The following is a 14,773-nucleotide window of genomic DNA, read 5'->3' on the forward strand; positions in this document are numbered from 1 at the left end:
CGGTTGCTCCCGTCAGACGATCGGATCGTGGACGGTGACGAGCTTGGTGCCGTCCGGGAAGGTCGCCTCGACCTGGACGTCGTGGATCATCTCGGGGATGCCCTCCATGACGTCGTCCCTGGTGAGCAGCTTGCGCCCGGACGCCATGAGTTCGGCGACGGTACGGCCGTCACGCGCGCCCTCGAGGATGTGCGACGTGATGAGGGCGACCGCCTCCGGGTGGTTCAGCTTGAGCCCGCGGGCCCGGCGCTTGTCGGCCACGTCGGCCGCCACATGGATGAGCAGCCTCTCTTGCTCGTGCGGGGTCAGTTGCACGTCCCACCTCACAGTCCTCGCTCCGGACCGTGCGGGGCCCGGTTGCCGCAGCCCCGGGGCAAAGTCCCTGGTGGCGTGGATCCCGCAGGCTAGTTGGAGCGGGTTTCAAGCACGTTAACCGATCCGTGATCCGTTCCGGTCCCCGACTCCGGGACGGACATGCTCATCAGCGCCCGTAGACCGTTCTGCAAGGCCTCGACCGGGAGCGGCCCGAACAGGGACTGCTGTGCGATGAACCCGAGCACGGCGGCGATCATGGTGCGGGCGACGTGCCCGGCGGGCAGGTCCGCCCTCATCATCCCGGCGTCCTGGTAGCCCGCGACGATCCGCTCCCAGGCCGCGCCCACCGCGTCGTACCCCTCGCGGAGAACCGCCGCCAGCTTCGGGTTGCGCACCGTCTCCGACCACACCTGGACCACCAGCCGGGGGAAGGCCGGCTCACCGTCGATGGTCAGCGAGGCCTTGGTGGCCAGGGTCCGGCCCAGCACCGCGCCGACGAGGAGGTCCGGCGGCGCGGGCGGGGACTGACTGGCAGCCTCCTCGAAGGCCGCCCGGACCGACGCCAGCACCTCACCGACGATGGCCGCGATGAGCTCCTCCTTCCCGCTGAAGTAGCGGTACACGGCCCCCGCCGAGAGGTCGGCCTCCTTCAGCACGTCCTGCATCGACGTCGCGTGGAAGCCGTTGCGGGCGAAGCAGAGCGCGGCGGCGTCGAGGATCTGCCGACGGCGGGCGTCGAGGTGGGCCTGGGATACGCGTGCCATGGCGGCCACGCTAAAACGAACGTTCCTTCTTGACAAGCCGCACCCTGCCGCAGCACGGTGGTGAAATCTAAAACGAACGATCCTTCTCTTTAACTGCTCTGCGATCTACCGACTTGTCGACGAGTCGATGGCCCGACCCGTCAGCCCGTCGACAGTCGCCCCACCACCCGCCTCCCCCGGAGGAGAACCGATGTCCGCCCCCTCCGCCACTCCCACCCGACCCGCCCCCCGGACCCCCACCCTGCGCACGATCGCGCTGATCGTGCTCGTGCCGCTCCTCGCGGCGCTGGCCCTGTGGGCGTTCGCCTGGCCCAACGCCCGCACCGCCCCCCGCGACCTGCCGCTCGGGGTGGCCGGTCCCGCCACCGCGACAGCGCAGCTGGAGAAGCAACTGCGGCAGCATGAGGGCGCGTTCGAGATCCACCGCTATGACGACGAGGCCGCAGCCCGGGACGCCATCGAGGACCGGACCGTATACGGCGCGGTCGTCGTCACTCCCGAGGGCCCCGAACTGCTGACCGCGTCGGCGGCGGGCCCGTTCGTCGCGCAGCTGCTCCAGCAGGCCGTGGCCCAGCAGGCGGCCGGGCGGGGGACGCCGATGAAGACGGTCGACGTCGTGGCCGCACCGGCGGCCGATCCGCGCGGCTCGGCCTTGAGCGCGAGCGTGCTGCCACTGGCCCTGGCCGGCCTGGCGGCGGGCGCGGCGGCGACCCTGCTCGGGCTGCGGGGCGTCAGGGCGGTGGCCGCGCTGATCGGCGCCGCCGCCCTGGTGGGGGTCGTCGGAGCGGCACTCGCGCACAGCTGGCTCGGTGTGCTCACCGGCCACTGGTGGGCGGAGGCGGGGGTCCTCGCACTGTCCACGCTGGCGGTGAGCGCGGCCGCCGCGGGCCTCGGGGCGCTGATCGGGACCGCGGGGATCGGTGTCGTGTCGCTCGTCGTGATGTTCTTCGGCAACCCGTTCTCCGGAGCCTCCTCGGCCCCGCGGATGCTGCCCGAACCGGTCGGCGCGATCGGGCAGTGGCTGCCGCCGGGCGCGGGCGCCACCCTCCTGCGCTCGGTGTCGTTCTTCGACGGCGCGGCCGCGACGGGCCCCGTCCTCACGCTGACCTGGTGGGCCGCGCTGGGCTTGGGCGCCCTACTGCTCGGCAACGCCTTCACGTCCCGCACACGGACCGAGCCCGCAGCCGAGCGAGACCTCGCACCCGTCGGCTGACCTCTCCGCGACACCGCGGTACGACCGTGCCCCGCCGGCTGCCGGCGGGGCACGGTCGTTTCGCGCCGCTAGGACGGCCCGGCTCCCCGGTGATGGGCCGCGATACCGAAGCGCTGCTGTTCGCGGGGAGCGGACGCGACCTCCCGCACGGAGGACACCGCGCTGATCACCTGCTCCTCCGCGGGTTCCTTGAGTTCCTCCAGCCGTTCGAGGTCGGCGGCGGACACCAGGGCGACGAGGGGTTTGCCGTGCCGTGTCACCACCACCCGCTCACCGCCGTACACCACCCGGTTGATCAGGTCGGCGAGTTCAGCCCTGGCTTGCGTCACCGGAATCTCGTAGGCCATACCCCCATCGTACGTCACGTACGTGCTGTACATTTTTTACAGACGCCGAAGGAGGGGTACCCATGACCCGACCGTCCGCCCGCCATGTCCTGCCCGAGTTCACCGAACGCACCAGCTCCGGGCACCGCACGATGGACCCGTACTCGAAGCTCCTGGAGGAGCGCATCGTCTTTCTGGGGACACCGATCGACGACATCTCGGCGAACGACGTGATGGCCCAGTTCATGTACCTCGAACACCAGGACCCGGACCGGGACATCTCGCTGTACATCAACTCCCCCGGCGGCTCGTTCACCGCGATGTCGGCGATCTACGACACGCTCCAGTACGTGGCGTGCGACGTGGAGACGATCTGCCTGGGCCAGGCCGGCTCGTCCGCCGCGGTACTGCTCGCGGCGGGCACGCCGGGCAAGCGGTCCGCGCTGCCGGGGGCGCGGATGGTGATCCACCAGCCCGCGATCCACGAGCCGGTCGAGGGACAGGCCAGCGATCTCGCCATCCAGGCCGAGGAGTTGACGCGGGTACGGACCCGGCTGGAGGAGATGCTCGTACGGCACACCGGGCGAACGGCGGAGCAGGTGCACACGGACATCGAGCGGGACAAGATCCTCACCGCCCAGGAGGCCGTGGAGTACGGCCTGGTGGACCGGCTGGTCCCGAACCGCAGGGCCTCGCTCTCCACACCCGGCGCGAGGTGAGCCGCCGATGCTGTCCGATCTGCCGCCGCTGCCCGCGCTGACCCGCGCCGAGGGCGAGCTGATCGACCGTTACCTCGACGTGGTCGACCTGCTCGGCCGGATCAACCCGGGCCGGCACGGGGACACGTACAGCGGGCTGCGCGCCGCCCAGGCACTCGTGAGCAAGGCGGTCGCGCTGCGGGACGCGCTGGAGCTGATGCACCGTCGGGGCGAGACCGAGCTGCACGCCGACACGCTGGCGCGTGCGCTGCGTGTGCTGGACGGGGAGCGCCGCACGGCCCGCGTCACGGTGCCGCCCGGCTCCGAGAATTGACGCACCGCCAGTCGGTCCGGACGCGTCGCGCTGTCGGCGGGGCGTCCGGACCGGGATCGAAACGGACCGAACGGCGTACCCCTGATCGGCGTAGACACGACTCCTTTTCTGAGCCCGGTCCGGTTGCGCAACGCGCGTAGCCGGGGGACGAAATGGGGCGTTCCGGTGCTGGTCCGGGCACCTTTGGGTGCCTCGACACCCCTTCGAACACAGGCGTGTCCACCCGAACGGGTGAGTGGTGAGTAACGCCACAAACCCTCGGTTCCGTTGGGATTTTCGGACATCCATGCGTCAAGATCCCTGACTGACGACAAGACCCCGCCACAGCGGCGGGGCGATCCGGGCGGACGCCGAGTCCTGCCGCCGCCCGGATGACCGGTCGACAGGAGTGGATCGGCAGGAGTGGAGGACCCAAGCACGACGGGTCGCGGGAACGGTCATCTCCTCACCGGAGGTACCGGACCGAGCGGCCCTTGGGGTGAAGCCGCGTCAGCGGCCGGGCAACTTCGCCAGCCCGAATCCGACAGGTCATCCTTCACAGGCGGCTGACGAAGGGTTGCGCATGACTGCGCTCAATCGTGTCCCGTCGCTCATGGTCCGGGCCGGTACGGCCTCGGCCTTCGCCATCGCCGCCGTCGGCGGCTCGATCGTGGTCCCGGGTGTCGCGTCCGACGCCGCGGCCGCGACACCGGCGACGAAGGCACTGCAGGTCGCGGCGTCCAAGAAGGGGGCTCCGTACAGGTACGGGGCCACCGGGCCGAAGAGGTTCGACTGCTCCGGACTGACGCTGTACTCGTTCAAGAAGGCGGGCAAGAAGCTGCCCCGCACGGCCGCCCAGCAGTACAACAAGACGCGCCACATCTCCGCCGGCAGCCGCAAGGCCGGAGACCTGGTGTTCTTCCACTCGGGCTCGTACGTGTACCACGTCGGTATCTACGCCGGGAAGGGCAAGATCTGGCACGCCCCGAGGACCGGGGACGTCGTACGGCTGCAGAAGATCTGGACGAGGAGCGTCTGGTACGGCCGGGTCAGGTGACCCGCCCGCGGGGGCAGCGGCGTTCCGGCAAGCCGTCGCCCCCCGCGGGGCACCCTGGCGCGTCACACGGGCCGAACTGGTTACTCGTTCACCCATGGCCGACCACCGTCCCTGCACCGCCCGTAACGAGACGCCCCTGGAGCGCGCCGACCGCAACTTCGGCGAGCTCCTCCAGGAGCTGCGTGTCACCCAGACCGGGGTCCAGATCCTCTTCGCCTTCCTGCTGACTCTGGCCTTCACCCCGCGCTTCCCGTCGCTCGACACGGTCCAGCGCACCATGTACGTCACCACCCTGCTGCTCTCGGTGCTCGCGGCGGCCCTGTTCACCGCACCCGCCGCCCTGCACCGCTCGCTCTTCCAGCAGGGCGCCAAACCCCGCATCGTCCAGGTCTCCTCACGGCTCGCGACCGTCGGCATGGGGGTCCTGGTCCTCGCGTTCACCGGTTCGGTGACCCTGGTCGTGGACGTGACGACCGACCGGACGGGCGGCATGGCCGCGGGCGCGGCCACCCTGCTCGTCTGCCTCGCCCTGTGGTGGCTGCTCCCCCGGCTGGTACGGCGGGCCGGCCGGGCCGAGAACGAACACCGGACGACGGTCAGGCCGCCCTCACCGGCTCGAGGAGGAGCACCGCACCGAGAGCTGTCGGCGCGCCGCCGGTGACGGCCGCCACGGACAGGGCGGCCCGCGGCCGGCGCAGCCACCGGCCGAGACGGTCGACCAGCAGGACCACGGCCGGGAACCAGACCAGGGCGAGGGCGGCCACGATCAGCGCCGGCAGCAGCGTCCTCAGCGGCGCGGGGCGCCCCGCGGACACGAACTGCGGCAGCGGGCTCAGGAAGGCGAGGGGCGCCTTCGGGTTGAGCGCGCTGGTCAAGAATCCCTTCCGCGGCGGGCGGACGGCGGACGCGGCCCCCGGCGGGCCGCGTGCCGGTACGGCGGCCAGGACCGCGCCGACCCCGGGCTCGGTCGCGCGCCGGGCCGACGACGCGGCTCCCGCCGCTGACGCGGCGCCCGCCGCTGACGCCTTCCGGGCCCTGCTGCGCGGCGCGTTCCTTCGGGCCCACCACGCATGAGTCCTACGGTTCCTGCTGTCCCGCCGCCGGTACCGGCTCGGCCTGGACGGTCCAGGGAAGTTCGATGGAGACCGTCTTGCCGCCCTCGCGGGTGGGGCGGACTCTGAGCTTGCCGCCGCACTCGGCGGCCAGCCAGCGGATGATCACCATGCCCCGGCCGTTGTCCTGCTGAACGGCGGCGGGCAGTCGTCTGGGAAAGCGGGGGTGGCTGTCGGTGACGCCGATGCGCAGGAGTTCGTCACGGTCGAGCTGGAGGTCCACCGTGAAGGTGGGTGACTGCCCGAGGGTGTGCTGTACGGCGTTGGTGGTCAGTTCGGAGACGATGAGGCGGATGGTGTCGGCGATCTCCGTGTCCGGTGACAGGCCCCACTCCGTCAGCGTGGTCAGCACATAGGTTCGGGCCGCGGAGACCGAGGCGGGATCGCTCGGCAGAGTGACGGATGCTTCCAGATGATCTGCCATGGCGGCGTCGTCCCTTTCCCACGGGACCGCAGTCCGACACGGAGCGGATGGTTCGAGTACGGTCCCGGACTGGTGCTTCGTCGCCAGACTGCCACTAGCGGTGCGGTCACGGGGGGCGATCCACCAAGATATGCATATATCTGTCGCTCGAAGCGGTGAACTCTACGACGGCAGGCCGTTTTTGGGTGCCTCGGTCGGAGTAAGGAGTAGCCCATGCAGCACGGTCCCGCGGTGCGCCGCCGGAAACTGGGCGCCGAACTGCGTGCGTTGCGCACCGGTGCGGGGCTCACGAGCGGTGAGGCGGCCCGTCTGGTGGGCTGGCACCAGTCGAAGGTGAGCCGGATCGAGACCGGCGCCAGCGGGGTGAAAGCGGCGGATGTGCGGTTACTGCTCGATGCCTACGCGGTACGCGACTCCCAACTGCGGGAGTTGCTGTTCGCGTTGGCGGGGTCGGAGGAGAGTACCGGACGGCACCACTGGTGGCACGCGTACCGGGGTGTGCTGCCGCCGACGTACCGGGACTTCATCAGCCTGGAGTCGCAGGCGCGTGCGATGCGCACGCTGGAGACCTCGGTGGTGCCGGGGTTGCTGCAGACCCCGGAGTACGCCCGGGCGGTCACCAGTGCGGCGGTCGACGGGCTGGACGACGAGCGTCTGGACGCGCTGGTCGAGGTGCGGTTGGCCAGACAGGACGTGCTGCGCTCGCAACCGCCGCTGGAGCTGAGCGCGGTGCTGGACGAGGCGGTGCTGCGGCGTGAGGTCGGCGGGCCCGGGGTGATGACGCGGCAGCTGGAGCGGCTGGTCGAGGCGGCCCGGCTGCCCCAAGTGCGGCTGCAGGTACTGCCGTTCGCCGCCGGAGCGCACATCGGCGTCACCGGACCTTTCGTTATCTTCTCATTTTCGAGCACATCTGATCTGGATGTGGTTGTTCTCGACCACTTGACGAGTAGCCTCTACCTCGAGCGGAAAGAAGACCTCCAGGCCTACACCGAGGCCTTCAACGCCCTTCAGTTCCACGCCCTTTCGCCCGAGGACTCGTTGGATTACATCGCCGCGATAGGTGGCGGCGCGTAAGGAGGCACCATGACCACTCTGCCTCGGCACGTGGCTTCCGTTAACGATCTGCACGACGTGCGCTGGCTGCGCAGCAGCTACAGCACCGGAGCGAACAACTGCGTAGAGACGACCCGGCCCTCCACCGGCGACTGGGCCGGGCTGCTCGCCGTACGGGACTCCAAGGACCCGGCCGGACCCGCGCTGCTCTTCTCTCCCGAGAGCTGGGCGGGATTCACCGCCGCGTTCCGGTCCTGACGACCCACCCCCGATCCTGACAGTCGGTCCAGATCCGATCAGTCACGATCAGTTCTGATCAGTCCGCCGATGTGCGGCGCACGGCCGTGTCACGCCGACTCATGGTCGTGTCTCCTCGATCACTCGTACGGCGCGTTCGATCTGCCCCGCGGAGAGATCCGCGCGGGCGGTCAGCCGTAGCCGTGAGATGCCGTCGGGGACGGAAGGAGGACGGAAGCAGCCCACGGTCAGGCCGGCGGTGCGGCAGTCGGCAGCCCAGCCGACGGCCGCCTCCGGGGACGGCGCCCGCACGGAGACCACCGCGGCGTCGGGGCGTACCGCCTGAAGGCCCGCGGTGGTCAGGCGTGCGTGGAGTTCGGCCGCCACCGCGCGCGCTTGCTCCGCCCGCTCGGGTTCACGGCGCAGCAGCCGCAGGGCCGCCAGGGCCGCGCCGGTCGCCGCGGGGGCGAGACCGGTGTCGAAGATGAACGTCCGGGCCGCGTTGACCAGGTGGTCGATCACCCGTGCGGGGCCGAGCACGGCACCGCCCTGGCTGCCGAGCGACTTCGACAGCGTGACGGTCACGACCACGTCGTCGGCGCCCGCGAGTCCCACCGCGTGCGGGGCCCCGCGGCCGCCGTCGCCGAGGACGCCCAGCCCGTGGGCGTCGTCGACGACCAGTCCCGCGCCGCTGTCCCGGCACGCCTCGGCGAGGGCGGCCAGCGGGGCGGCGTCGCCGTCGACCGAGAAGACCGTGTCGGACACGACGACTGCCGCTCCTTCGTGGGTGCGCAGGGTCTTGCGTACGGCGTCCGGGTCGGCGTGCCCGACGACCTGGGTGGTGCCGCGGGCCAGCCGGCAGCCGTCGATGAGGGAGGCGTGGTTGCCGGCGTCGGAGACGATCAGCGAGCCGTGCGGGGCGAGCGCGGTGACCGCGGCGAGGTTGGCCGCGTAGCCCGACGAGAAGACGAGGGCCGCCTCGAAGCCGCAGAAGTCCGCCAGTTCGCGTTCCAGTTCGGCGTGGAGCGCGGTGCTGCCGGTGACGAGCCGGGAGCCGGTGGCGCCGGCGCCCCAGGTGCGGGCGGCCCGGACCGCGCCCTCGGTGACCTCGGGGTGGCGGGCGAGGCCCAGGTAGTCGTTGCTCGCGAGGTCCAGCAGCGGCGAGTCGGCCGGGCGGGGCCGCAGCGTCCGTACGAGTCCGGCGCGGCGGCGTCGGTCCGCCTCCTCGTCGATCCAGCCGAACGCCATCGGTCCTCCAGGGCTTTTGTAGGCAGTGCACAGACAGTAGCGGGGTCGCCAGGCAGCCGGTGTGTGGTGATACCCACACCTTCGACCCCCCTTTCTGTGTGCGATGTCTCCTTGGCCCCGGACCGCTCCTTAGGACAGGATCGGCTCTCATGGACCTGCTGAACACGCTGGTGGACAAGGGGCTTCGGCGCGAGGTGCCGAGCCGCGAGGAGGCGCTCGCCGTTCTCGCCACTTCCGACGACGACCTGCTCGATGTGGTGGCCGCGGCCGGCAGGGTGCGCCGGCACTGGTTCGGCCGACGGGTGAAACTCAACTACCTCGTCAACCTCAAGTCGGGCCTGTGCCCGGAGGACTGCTCCTACTGCTCCCAGCGGCTCGGTTCCACCGCCGGCATCCTCAAGTACACCTGGCTCAAGCCCGACGAGGCCTCGAAGGCGGCGGCCGCCGGGTTGGCGGGAGGTGCCAAGCGGGTCTGTCTGGTGGCGTCCGGGCGCGGGCCGACCGACCGGGACGTGGACCGGGTCTCCGACACCATCAAGACGATCAAGGAACAGAACGAGGGCGTCGAGGTGTGCGCCTGTCTGGGCCTGCTCTCCGACGGTCAGGCCGAGCGGCTGCGCGAGGCGGGCGCCGACGCGTACAACCACAACCTGAACACCTCCGAGGGCACGTACGCGGACATCACGACCACGCACACGTACGCCGACCGGGTGGACACGGTGCACAAGGCGCACGCGGCGGGGCTGTCCGCGTGCTCCGGCCTGATCGCGGGCATGGGCGAGAGCGACGAGGACCTGGTCGACGTCGTCTTCTCGCTGCGCGCGCTGGACCCGGACTCGGTACCGGTCAACTTCCTCATCCCGGTCGAGGGCACCCCGCTGGCCAAGGAGTGGAACCTCACCCCGCAGCGGTGTCTGCGGATCCTGGCCATGGTGCGGTTCGTCTGCCCGGACGTCGAGGTACGCATCGCGGGCGGCCGCGAGGTCCATCTGCGCACGATGCAGCCCCTCGCCCTGCACCTGGCCAACTCGATCTTCCTCGGCGACTACCTGACGACGGAGGGCCAGGCCGGCAAGGCCGACCTGGAGATGATCGCGGACGCCGGGTTCGAGGTGGAGGGCACGGGCCAGGTGACGCTGCCGGAGCACCGGGTGACCGCCGGGGGCGGCGGATGCGGAACCCACGAGGCCGCGGACTGCGGGTCGCACGAGGACGCCGGCGGGTGCCGCTCGCAGGAGGGCGCGGGCGGGGTGTGCGGTTCGGCGCCGGCGGTGACGGCCGCCGCTGAGCCCCGTACCGATCTCGTCGCCGTACGCCGTCGGGGTGCCGGAACGGATCTCGCGCCCAATGCCTGACCTGACCGTGCCGGAGCTGCTGGAGCTGGACCGGCGGCACGTGTGGCATCCGTACGGTCCGATGCCCGGCCGGCAGGAACCGCTCGTCGTGGAGGCGGCGAGCGGGGTGCGGCTGAAGCCGGCCGACGGCTCGGGTGAACTGGTCGACGGCATGTCGTCCTGGTGGTCGGCGATCCACGGCTACAACCACCCGGTGCTGAACGAGGCCGTGCGCGAGCAGCTGGGCCGGATGAGCCACGTGATGTTCGGCGGGCTCACGCATGAACCCGCCGTACGGCTGGCGAAGCTCCTTGTCGACATGTCGCCGGACGGGCTGGAGCATGTCTTCCTCGCCGACTCGGGGTCGGTGTCGGTCGAGGTCGCGGTCAAGATGTGTCTGCAGTACTGGCGTTCACTGGGCCGCCCGTCCAAGCAACGCCTGTTGACCTGGCGTGGCGGCTACCACGGCGACACCTGGCAGCCGATGTCGGTGTGCGATCCCGAGGGCGGGATGCACGAGCTGTGGTCCGGGGTGCTGCCCCGGCAGGTCTTCGTGGACGCGCCGCCCGCCGGGTACGAGGAGTCGTACGCGCAGGAGTTGCGCGCGGCGATCGCACGGCACGCCGACGAACTGGCCGCGGTGATCGTCGAGCCGGTGGTGCAGGGCGCCGGGGGGATGCGGTTCCACTCCCCCGCGTATCTGCGGGTGCTGCGCGAGGCCTGCGACGCACACGACGTGCTGCTGGTGTTCGACGAGATCGCGACCGGGTTCGGGCGTACGGGCGCGCTGTTCGCGGCGGAGCACGCGGCGGTGACGCCCGATGTGATGTGCGTGGGCAAGGCGCTGACCGGTGGCTATCTGACGATGGCGGCGACGCTGTGCACCGCTCGGGTGGCCGACGGCATCTCGCGCGGTGAGGTGCCGGTGCTCGCCCACGGCCCCACGTTCATGGGCAACCCGCTGGCGGCGGCCGTCGCCTGCGCCTCCATCGAGCTGCTGCTGGGCCAGGACTGGCTGTCCGAGATCAAGCGGATCGAGGCGGGGCTGCGGGAGGGCCTGGCTCCGGCGGCCCGGCTGCCGGGAGTGACGGACGTACGGGTGCTCGGGGCGATCGGTGTCGTCCAGCTCGACCACGCCGTCGACATGCGGGCGGCCACGCAGGCCGCGGTGCGTGAGGGCGTGTGGCTGCGGCCGTTCCGCGACCTGATCTACACCATGCCGCCGTACGTCACCGGCGACACGGACGTGGCGCGGATCGCGCGGGCGGTGTGCGCGGCGGCCCGCGAGGCGTGAGGGGCAAGGATGAGCGGGAGTGATGACATGCCGGTCCTGGTGATCACGGGTACGGGCACGGAGATCGGCAAGACGGTCACGACCGCCGCCGTCGCCGCGGCCGCCCTCGCGGCCGGCCGGACGGTGGCCGTGCTGAAGGCCGCGCAGACGGGCGTCGGACCGGACGAGCCCGGGGACGCCGAAGAGGTGACGCGGCTCGCGGGCGCCGTCACCGCGACGGAACTCGCCCGGTACCCCGACCCGTTGGCGCCGGCGACGGCGGCCCGGCGGGCCGGGCGGGCGCCGGTGCACCCGCGGGAGATCGCCGAGGCCGCCGCCAAGCTGGCCACCGACCACGATCTGGTGCTGGTCGAGGGGGCGGGCGGACTGCTCGTCCGGTTCGACGCGGCGGGCGGGACACTGGCCGACGCGGCACAGTTGCTGGGCGCTCCGGTCCTGGTCGTGGCCCCGGCGGGCCTCGGTACGTTGAACATGACGGAACTGACCGCCCGTGAACTGCGGGCACGGGGGCTCGACTTCGCCGGTGTCGTGATCGGCAGCTGGCCCGACGTGCCGGATCTGGCGTCGCGTTGCAATCTGGCCGACCTCCCGGACGTCTGTGGCGCCCCGCTGCTCGGCGCCCTGCCCGCCGGCGCCGGCGCACTCGGCCCCGCCCGCTTCCGCGCCGCGGCGCCCGGTTGGCTCGCGCCACGGCTGGGCGGCACGTGGGACGCGGAGGCGTTCCGCGGGCGCGAGGCTCCCCGGCCTGATCTCATCGAGTGACGTGACGGCCGGGGGTGCGACGGCCCCGTCCGGAGGACAATCGTGGTGAGGCCCGCCTGCGAGGGAGGTCGCCATGCCGCTGCCGATGCGCTCCACCGGCTCCGGGAAGCCGGCCGGGGATGCCGTACACCACCCGCTGTTCGCCCGCTACTACGCCCGGATCAGCGTCAGCGCCGAGACCAGGATGGGCATGGGCCGGGTCCGAGAGAGGCTGCTCGCCGGGCTGTCCGGGCGGGTGATCGAGGTCGGCGCGGGCAACGGTCTGAACTTCGCGCACTATCCCGGCTCGGTCTCGGAGGTCGTGGCGATCGAACCGGAGCGGGTGCTGCGGAAGTTCGCGGTGGACGCCGCGCTGCGGTGCGAGGTGCCCGTCGATGTGGTCCCGGGTGCGGCGGAGGCGCTGCCGGTCAAGAGCGAGGCCTTCGACGCGGCGGTGATCTCCCTGGTGCTGTGCAGTGTGCGGGATCTGCCGCGCGCCCTCGGGGAGATACGGCGGGTGCTGCGGCCGGGCGGCGAGGTGCGGTTCTTCGAGCACGGCCGGGGCGGCGGGCGGGCGATGACCCTCACCCAGCGCGCGCTCGACCGCACGCTGTGGCCGCCGCTGAGCGGCGGCTGCCATCTGTCCCGCGACCCGGTCGCCGCACTGCGCGAGGCCGGCTTCGAACTCGGCCCCTACCGGCGGATGTCGATGCCGGAGAACGGGCCGAAGCTGCCCACCTCGTACTGCGTGCTGGGCACCGCGTGGCGGCCGGGGCTCGGGGAGCGGTGAGCGTCATCACAGGTTCACCGCTCGGGGGCGGTGAACCTGTGATCGGTGATCGGATCGGTGATCTGTGATCGGTGATCACAGGCTCCACTGGCGAAGTTCCCGCGCGATGTCGTCCACGGACGCCTCACCGCTCTTGACCAGCTTTGCCAGGTCGCGGACCTGCTCGGGCGAGGTGACGACCTTCAGGCCGCTGGCGACGAGGTACGCGTAGGCGACGGCGGAGGCGAACAGGGCGTTGGAGCGCTCCAAGGCGGGGACGTGGATGAGGAGTTGGAGCAGGGCGGCGGCGCGCGCGTGCGGGCTGTCGTAGACGGGGACGTCGAGGATCTCCGCCTGGTGGCGTGCGACGGCCGCGACCAGGGCGCCCCAGTCGGTGACCTGGGGGTCCCCAGGAGTCTGCTGCTCGGCGAGCATGAGGAGCCAGGCGAGGTCGATGGTCAGAGGGCTCAACGGATCAGCGGCGACCTTCGCGCGCGCCCTCGCGCTCGGCGCCGAATTCCTCGACGAAGACGGACTCGTAACTTTTCATGAAGTCGGCGGCGGCCTCCACGAAGGTGTGGCCGACCTCGCCGGTGTCCTGCCGGACCAGTTCCTCGATGTAGCGGTTGACGCTCATCCCGCGGGCCAGGGCGCGTTCGCGGGCGGCGCGGGCCGTGCCCTCGTCCACCCGTACGTTCAGCTGGGTCTTCGCCATACCTCGAAGCTAGCGCCGATTTGCTAGCACCGGCAAGAGCTCACCCACGGGTGGTGGTTGCCCCTTACACGGGTATCAGGGGCCCGACCTGGGGGTGGAGACCGTCCGGGACTCACGGGGGATACCGGGTGTGGGACGGATCACACTAGGCTCTGCCGGACGGAAACGTCGTACGTCCCGAAAGGGACAGAAAAGTCCTGCGCCAGGAATACCCTGCGCCAGGAAGAGCCCCAGATCGGCAAAGTCGTGCATCAGAACAGTCCACGTCAGCAAAGTCCTACACCAGGAGCGAGGAGGCAGTCTTGTCCACCCCTGCTGCTCAGTATGTGCCGGGCCAGGCGTCGGCCGACGGGATCGCCGCCCGCGCTCGCGGCCTGACCAAGGCCTACGGCTCGGGCGAGACGACCGTGCTGGCCCTGGACTCGGTGGACGTGGACATCGCGCGCGGCCGGTTCACCGCGGTCATGGGGCCGTCCGGCTCGGGAAAGTCCACGCTGATGCACTGCCTCGCCGGGCTCGACACCGTCTCGGCCGGGCAGGTGTGGCTCGGCGACACCGAGATCACGGGGCTGAAGGAGCGCGAGCTGACCCGGCTGCGGCGGGACCGGATCGGGTTCATGTTCCAGTCGTTCAACCTGATCCCGACGCTCAACGCGGCCGAGAACATCACCCTGCCCATGGACATCGCCGGCAAGAAGGCCGACGAGAAGTGGCTGGACCAGGTCATCGACACGCTGGGACTGCGGGACCGGCTGAGGCACCGGCCGTCCCAGCTCTCCGGCGGCCAGCAGCAGCGGGTGGCGTGCGCGCGGGCGCTGGCCTCCCGGCCCGAGCTGATCTTCGCGGACGAGCCGACCGGCAACCTCGACTCACGGGCGGGCCTGGAGGTCCTCGGCTTCCTGCGTGAGGCCGTCGACCAGCTCGGGCAGACCGTCGTCATGGTCACCCACGACCCGGGCGCCGCCGCCCACTCCGACCTGGTGCTCTTCCTCGCGGACGGGCGGATCGTCGACGAGATGGAGCGGCCGACGGCGGAGGCGGTGCTCGAACGGATGAAGCGGTTCGACGTGAGCCGTGGCCCGTTCGACGGTCCGCCCGGAGACGGTGCGCCCGGAGGCGGAGGCAGCGCGTCCGACGGCACTCCCGGCAAGGACTGACCC

General features: G+C 71.4%; 21 protein-coding genes and 1 riboswitch. Of the genes, 13 read left to right on the forward strand and 8 right to left on the reverse strand.

Annotation, left to right across the window (positions count from 1 at the left end):
- Positions 1-12: 12 nt before the first annotated feature.
- Together ACIBK3_RS28655 and ACIBK3_RS28660 are read right to left on the reverse strand one after the other, a co-directional pair.
- On the reverse strand, positions 13-315 hold the full coding sequence (locus ACIBK3_RS28655; RefSeq protein ID WP_399370200.1) for an urease subunit gamma: 303 nt from the start codon (positions 313-315) through the stop codon (positions 13-15).
- A gap of 89 nt (positions 316-404) precedes the next feature.
- The gene (locus ACIBK3_RS28660) at positions 405-1,079 is read right to left on the reverse strand and encodes a TetR/AcrR family transcriptional regulator (RefSeq protein WP_399370202.1); all 675 of its coding nucleotides are present in this window, start codon (positions 1,077-1,079) and stop codon (positions 405-407) included.
- A gap of 190 nt (positions 1,080-1,269) precedes the next feature.
- Between ACIBK3_RS28660 and ACIBK3_RS28665 the strand changes: the two genes are divergently transcribed.
- Positions 1,270-2,292 (forward strand): ABC transporter permease, encoded by a 1,023-nt coding sequence (locus tag ACIBK3_RS28665; protein ID WP_399370204.1) that lies wholly within the window; start codon positions 1,270-1,272, stop codon positions 2,290-2,292.
- A gap of 68 nt (positions 2,293-2,360) precedes the next feature.
- On the opposite strand, the gene ACIBK3_RS28670 is transcribed toward ACIBK3_RS28665, so the two are convergent.
- On the reverse strand, positions 2,361-2,639 hold the full coding sequence (locus tag ACIBK3_RS28670; RefSeq protein ID WP_399370207.1) for a type II toxin-antitoxin system Phd/YefM family antitoxin: 279 nt from the start codon (positions 2,637-2,639) through the stop codon (positions 2,361-2,363).
- Between the two features lie 62 nt (positions 2,640-2,701).
- Here ACIBK3_RS28670 and ACIBK3_RS28675 point away from each other — a divergent pair, with 62 nt between their 5' ends.
- The 4 genes from ACIBK3_RS28675 to ACIBK3_RS28690 all read left to right on the forward strand — a co-directional run bounded on the left by ACIBK3_RS28675 (position 2,702) and on the right by ACIBK3_RS28690 (position 5,347).
- Positions 2,702-3,337 carry an ATP-dependent Clp protease proteolytic subunit gene (locus ACIBK3_RS28675; RefSeq protein WP_399370209.1) on the forward strand — a complete coding sequence of 212 codons (636 nt, stop codon included), beginning with the start codon at positions 2,702-2,704 and terminating at the stop codon, positions 3,335-3,337.
- Positions 3,338-3,344: 7 nt separating this feature from the next.
- On the forward strand, positions 3,345-3,650 hold the full coding sequence (locus ACIBK3_RS28680) for a hypothetical protein (protein WP_399370211.1): 306 nt from the start codon (positions 3,345-3,347) through the stop codon (positions 3,648-3,650).
- Positions 3,651-3,998: 348 nt separating this feature from the next.
- Positions 3,999-4,209, forward strand: a riboswitch (cyclic di-AMP (ydaO/yuaA leader).
- A gap of 3 nt (positions 4,210-4,212) precedes the next feature.
- A complete protein-coding gene (locus ACIBK3_RS28685; protein ID WP_399370212.1) occupies positions 4,213-4,686 on the forward strand; it encodes a C40 family peptidase in 474 nt (157 codons plus the stop codon).
- Positions 4,687-4,780: 94 nt separating this feature from the next.
- Positions 4,781-5,347 (forward strand): DUF6328 family protein, encoded by a 567-nt coding sequence (locus tag ACIBK3_RS28690; RefSeq protein WP_399370214.1) that lies wholly within the window; start codon positions 4,781-4,783, stop codon positions 5,345-5,347.
- Here the strand turns inward: ACIBK3_RS28690 and ACIBK3_RS28695 are convergent.
- Positions 5,283-5,561 (reverse strand): hypothetical protein, encoded by a 279-nt coding sequence (locus ACIBK3_RS28695; RefSeq protein ID WP_399370216.1) that lies wholly within the window; start codon positions 5,559-5,561, stop codon positions 5,283-5,285. The two genes, ACIBK3_RS28690 and ACIBK3_RS28695, sit on opposite strands and share 65 nt — an antisense overlap.
- Between ACIBK3_RS28695 and ACIBK3_RS28700 the strand changes: the two genes are divergently transcribed.
- A complete protein-coding gene (locus ACIBK3_RS28700) occupies positions 5,545-5,760 on the forward strand; it encodes a hypothetical protein (RefSeq protein WP_399370218.1) in 216 nt (71 codons plus the stop codon). The genes ACIBK3_RS28695 and ACIBK3_RS28700 overlap by 17 nt on opposite strands.
- Before the next feature lie 3 nt (positions 5,761-5,763).
- Here the strand turns inward: ACIBK3_RS28700 and ACIBK3_RS28705 are convergent, their stop codons facing one another.
- Positions 5,764-6,222 (reverse strand): ATP-binding protein, encoded by a 459-nt coding sequence (locus tag ACIBK3_RS28705; RefSeq protein WP_399370220.1) that lies wholly within the window; start codon positions 6,220-6,222, stop codon positions 5,764-5,766.
- A gap of 213 nt (positions 6,223-6,435) precedes the next feature.
- Between ACIBK3_RS28705 and ACIBK3_RS28710 the strand changes: the two genes are divergently transcribed.
- Together ACIBK3_RS28710 and ACIBK3_RS28715 are read left to right on the forward strand one after the other, a co-directional pair.
- Entirely contained in the window at positions 6,436-7,296 is an 861-nt protein-coding gene (locus tag ACIBK3_RS28710; protein WP_399370222.1) for a helix-turn-helix domain-containing protein, read from the forward strand.
- Positions 7,297-7,305: 9 nt separating this feature from the next.
- The gene (locus tag ACIBK3_RS28715) at positions 7,306-7,533 is read left to right on the forward strand and encodes a DUF397 domain-containing protein (protein WP_399370223.1); all 228 of its coding nucleotides are present in this window, start codon (positions 7,306-7,308) and stop codon (positions 7,531-7,533) included.
- Between the two features lie 99 nt (positions 7,534-7,632).
- Here ACIBK3_RS28715 and ACIBK3_RS28720 read toward each other — a convergent pair whose 3' ends face one another.
- Positions 7,633-8,760 carry an 8-amino-7-oxononanoate synthase gene (locus ACIBK3_RS28720; protein ID WP_399370225.1) on the reverse strand — a complete coding sequence of 376 codons (1,128 nt, stop codon included), beginning with the start codon at positions 8,758-8,760 and terminating at the stop codon, positions 7,633-7,635.
- Positions 8,761-8,909: 149 nt separating this feature from the next.
- On the opposite strand from ACIBK3_RS28720, the gene bioB reads away from it, so the two are divergent.
- The 4 genes from bioB to ACIBK3_RS28740 all read left to right on the forward strand — a co-directional run bounded on the left by bioB (position 8,910) and on the right by ACIBK3_RS28740 (position 12,919).
- Entirely contained in the window at positions 8,910-10,115 is a 1,206-nt protein-coding gene (gene bioB / locus ACIBK3_RS28725; RefSeq protein WP_399370227.1) for a biotin synthase BioB, read from the forward strand.
- Positions 10,108-11,388 (forward strand): adenosylmethionine--8-amino-7-oxononanoate transaminase, encoded by a 1,281-nt coding sequence (locus tag ACIBK3_RS28730; RefSeq protein WP_399370229.1) that lies wholly within the window; start codon positions 10,108-10,110, stop codon positions 11,386-11,388. The genes bioB and ACIBK3_RS28730 overlap by 8 nt, the downstream gene beginning before the upstream one ends.
- A gap of 27 nt (positions 11,389-11,415) precedes the next feature.
- Positions 11,416-12,150, forward strand: coding sequence for a dethiobiotin synthase (gene bioD, locus ACIBK3_RS28735; RefSeq protein ID WP_399370495.1), 735 nt, complete (start codon positions 11,416-11,418; stop codon positions 12,148-12,150).
- Positions 12,151-12,223: 73 nt separating this feature from the next.
- Complete coding sequence (locus ACIBK3_RS28740) at positions 12,224-12,919, forward strand: class I SAM-dependent methyltransferase (RefSeq protein ID WP_399370231.1); 696 nt, start codon at positions 12,224-12,226, stop codon at positions 12,917-12,919.
- 75 nt (positions 12,920-12,994) lie between these two features.
- Here ACIBK3_RS28740 and ACIBK3_RS28745 read toward each other — a convergent pair whose 3' ends face one another.
- Positions 12,995-13,369, reverse strand: a complete 375-nt coding sequence (locus ACIBK3_RS28745) for a fic family toxin-antitoxin system, toxin component (protein WP_399370233.1) — start codon at positions 13,367-13,369, stop codon at positions 12,995-12,997.
- 4 nt (positions 13,370-13,373) lie between these two features.
- Complete coding sequence (locus ACIBK3_RS28750) at positions 13,374-13,613, reverse strand: toxin-antitoxin system HicB family antitoxin (RefSeq protein ID WP_398658233.1); 240 nt, start codon at positions 13,611-13,613, stop codon at positions 13,374-13,376.
- Positions 13,614-13,915: 302 nt separating this feature from the next.
- On the opposite strand from ACIBK3_RS28750, the gene ACIBK3_RS28755 reads away from it, so the two are divergent.
- Positions 13,916-14,770, forward strand: coding sequence for an ABC transporter ATP-binding protein (locus ACIBK3_RS28755; protein ID WP_399370235.1), 855 nt, complete (start codon positions 13,916-13,918; stop codon positions 14,768-14,770).
- Positions 14,771-14,773 lie beyond the last annotated feature (3 nt).

Source organism: Streptomyces sp. NPDC050287 (assembly GCF_044459385.1).
GTDB lineage: Bacteria > Actinomycetota > Actinomycetes > Streptomycetales > Streptomycetaceae > Streptomyces.

Coding starts and splice junctions, on each gene's coding strand:
- ACIBK3_RS28690 (WP_399370214.1), top strand. CDS start 4,781: ATGGCCGACCACCGTCCCTGCACCGCCCGTAACGAGACGCCCCTGGAG.
- ACIBK3_RS28710 (WP_399370222.1), top strand. CDS start 6,436: ATGCAGCACGGTCCCGCGGTGCGCCGCCGGAAACTGGGCGCCGAACTG.
- ACIBK3_RS28670 (WP_399370207.1), bottom strand. CDS start 2,639: ATGGCCTACGAGATTCCGGTGACGCAAGCCAGGGCTGAACTCGCCGAC.
- ACIBK3_RS28675 (WP_399370209.1), top strand. CDS start 2,702: ATGACCCGACCGTCCGCCCGCCATGTCCTGCCCGAGTTCACCGAACGC.
- ACIBK3_RS28685 (WP_399370212.1), top strand. CDS start 4,213: ATGACTGCGCTCAATCGTGTCCCGTCGCTCATGGTCCGGGCCGGTACG.
- ACIBK3_RS28680 (WP_399370211.1), top strand. CDS start 3,345: ATGCTGTCCGATCTGCCGCCGCTGCCCGCGCTGACCCGCGCCGAGGGC.
- ACIBK3_RS28665 (WP_399370204.1), top strand. CDS start 1,270: ATGTCCGCCCCCTCCGCCACTCCCACCCGACCCGCCCCCCGGACCCCC.
- ACIBK3_RS28750 (WP_398658233.1), bottom strand. CDS start 13,613: ATGGCGAAGACCCAGCTGAACGTACGGGTGGACGAGGGCACGGCCCGC.
- ACIBK3_RS28705 (WP_399370220.1), bottom strand. CDS start 6,222: ATGGCAGATCATCTGGAAGCATCCGTCACTCTGCCGAGCGATCCCGCC.
- ACIBK3_RS28740 (WP_399370231.1), top strand. CDS start 12,224: ATGCCGCTGCCGATGCGCTCCACCGGCTCCGGGAAGCCGGCCGGGGAT.
- ACIBK3_RS28720 (WP_399370225.1), bottom strand. CDS start 8,760: ATGGCGTTCGGCTGGATCGACGAGGAGGCGGACCGACGCCGCCGCGCC.
- bioB (WP_399370227.1), top strand. CDS start 8,910: ATGGACCTGCTGAACACGCTGGTGGACAAGGGGCTTCGGCGCGAGGTG.
- ACIBK3_RS28715 (WP_399370223.1), top strand. CDS start 7,306: ATGACCACTCTGCCTCGGCACGTGGCTTCCGTTAACGATCTGCACGAC.
- bioD (WP_399370495.1), top strand. CDS start 11,416: ATGCCGGTCCTGGTGATCACGGGTACGGGCACGGAGATCGGCAAGACG.
- ACIBK3_RS28660 (WP_399370202.1), bottom strand. CDS start 1,079: ATGGCACGCGTATCCCAGGCCCACCTCGACGCCCGCCGTCGGCAGATC.
- ACIBK3_RS28730 (WP_399370229.1), top strand. CDS start 10,108: ATGCCTGACCTGACCGTGCCGGAGCTGCTGGAGCTGGACCGGCGGCAC.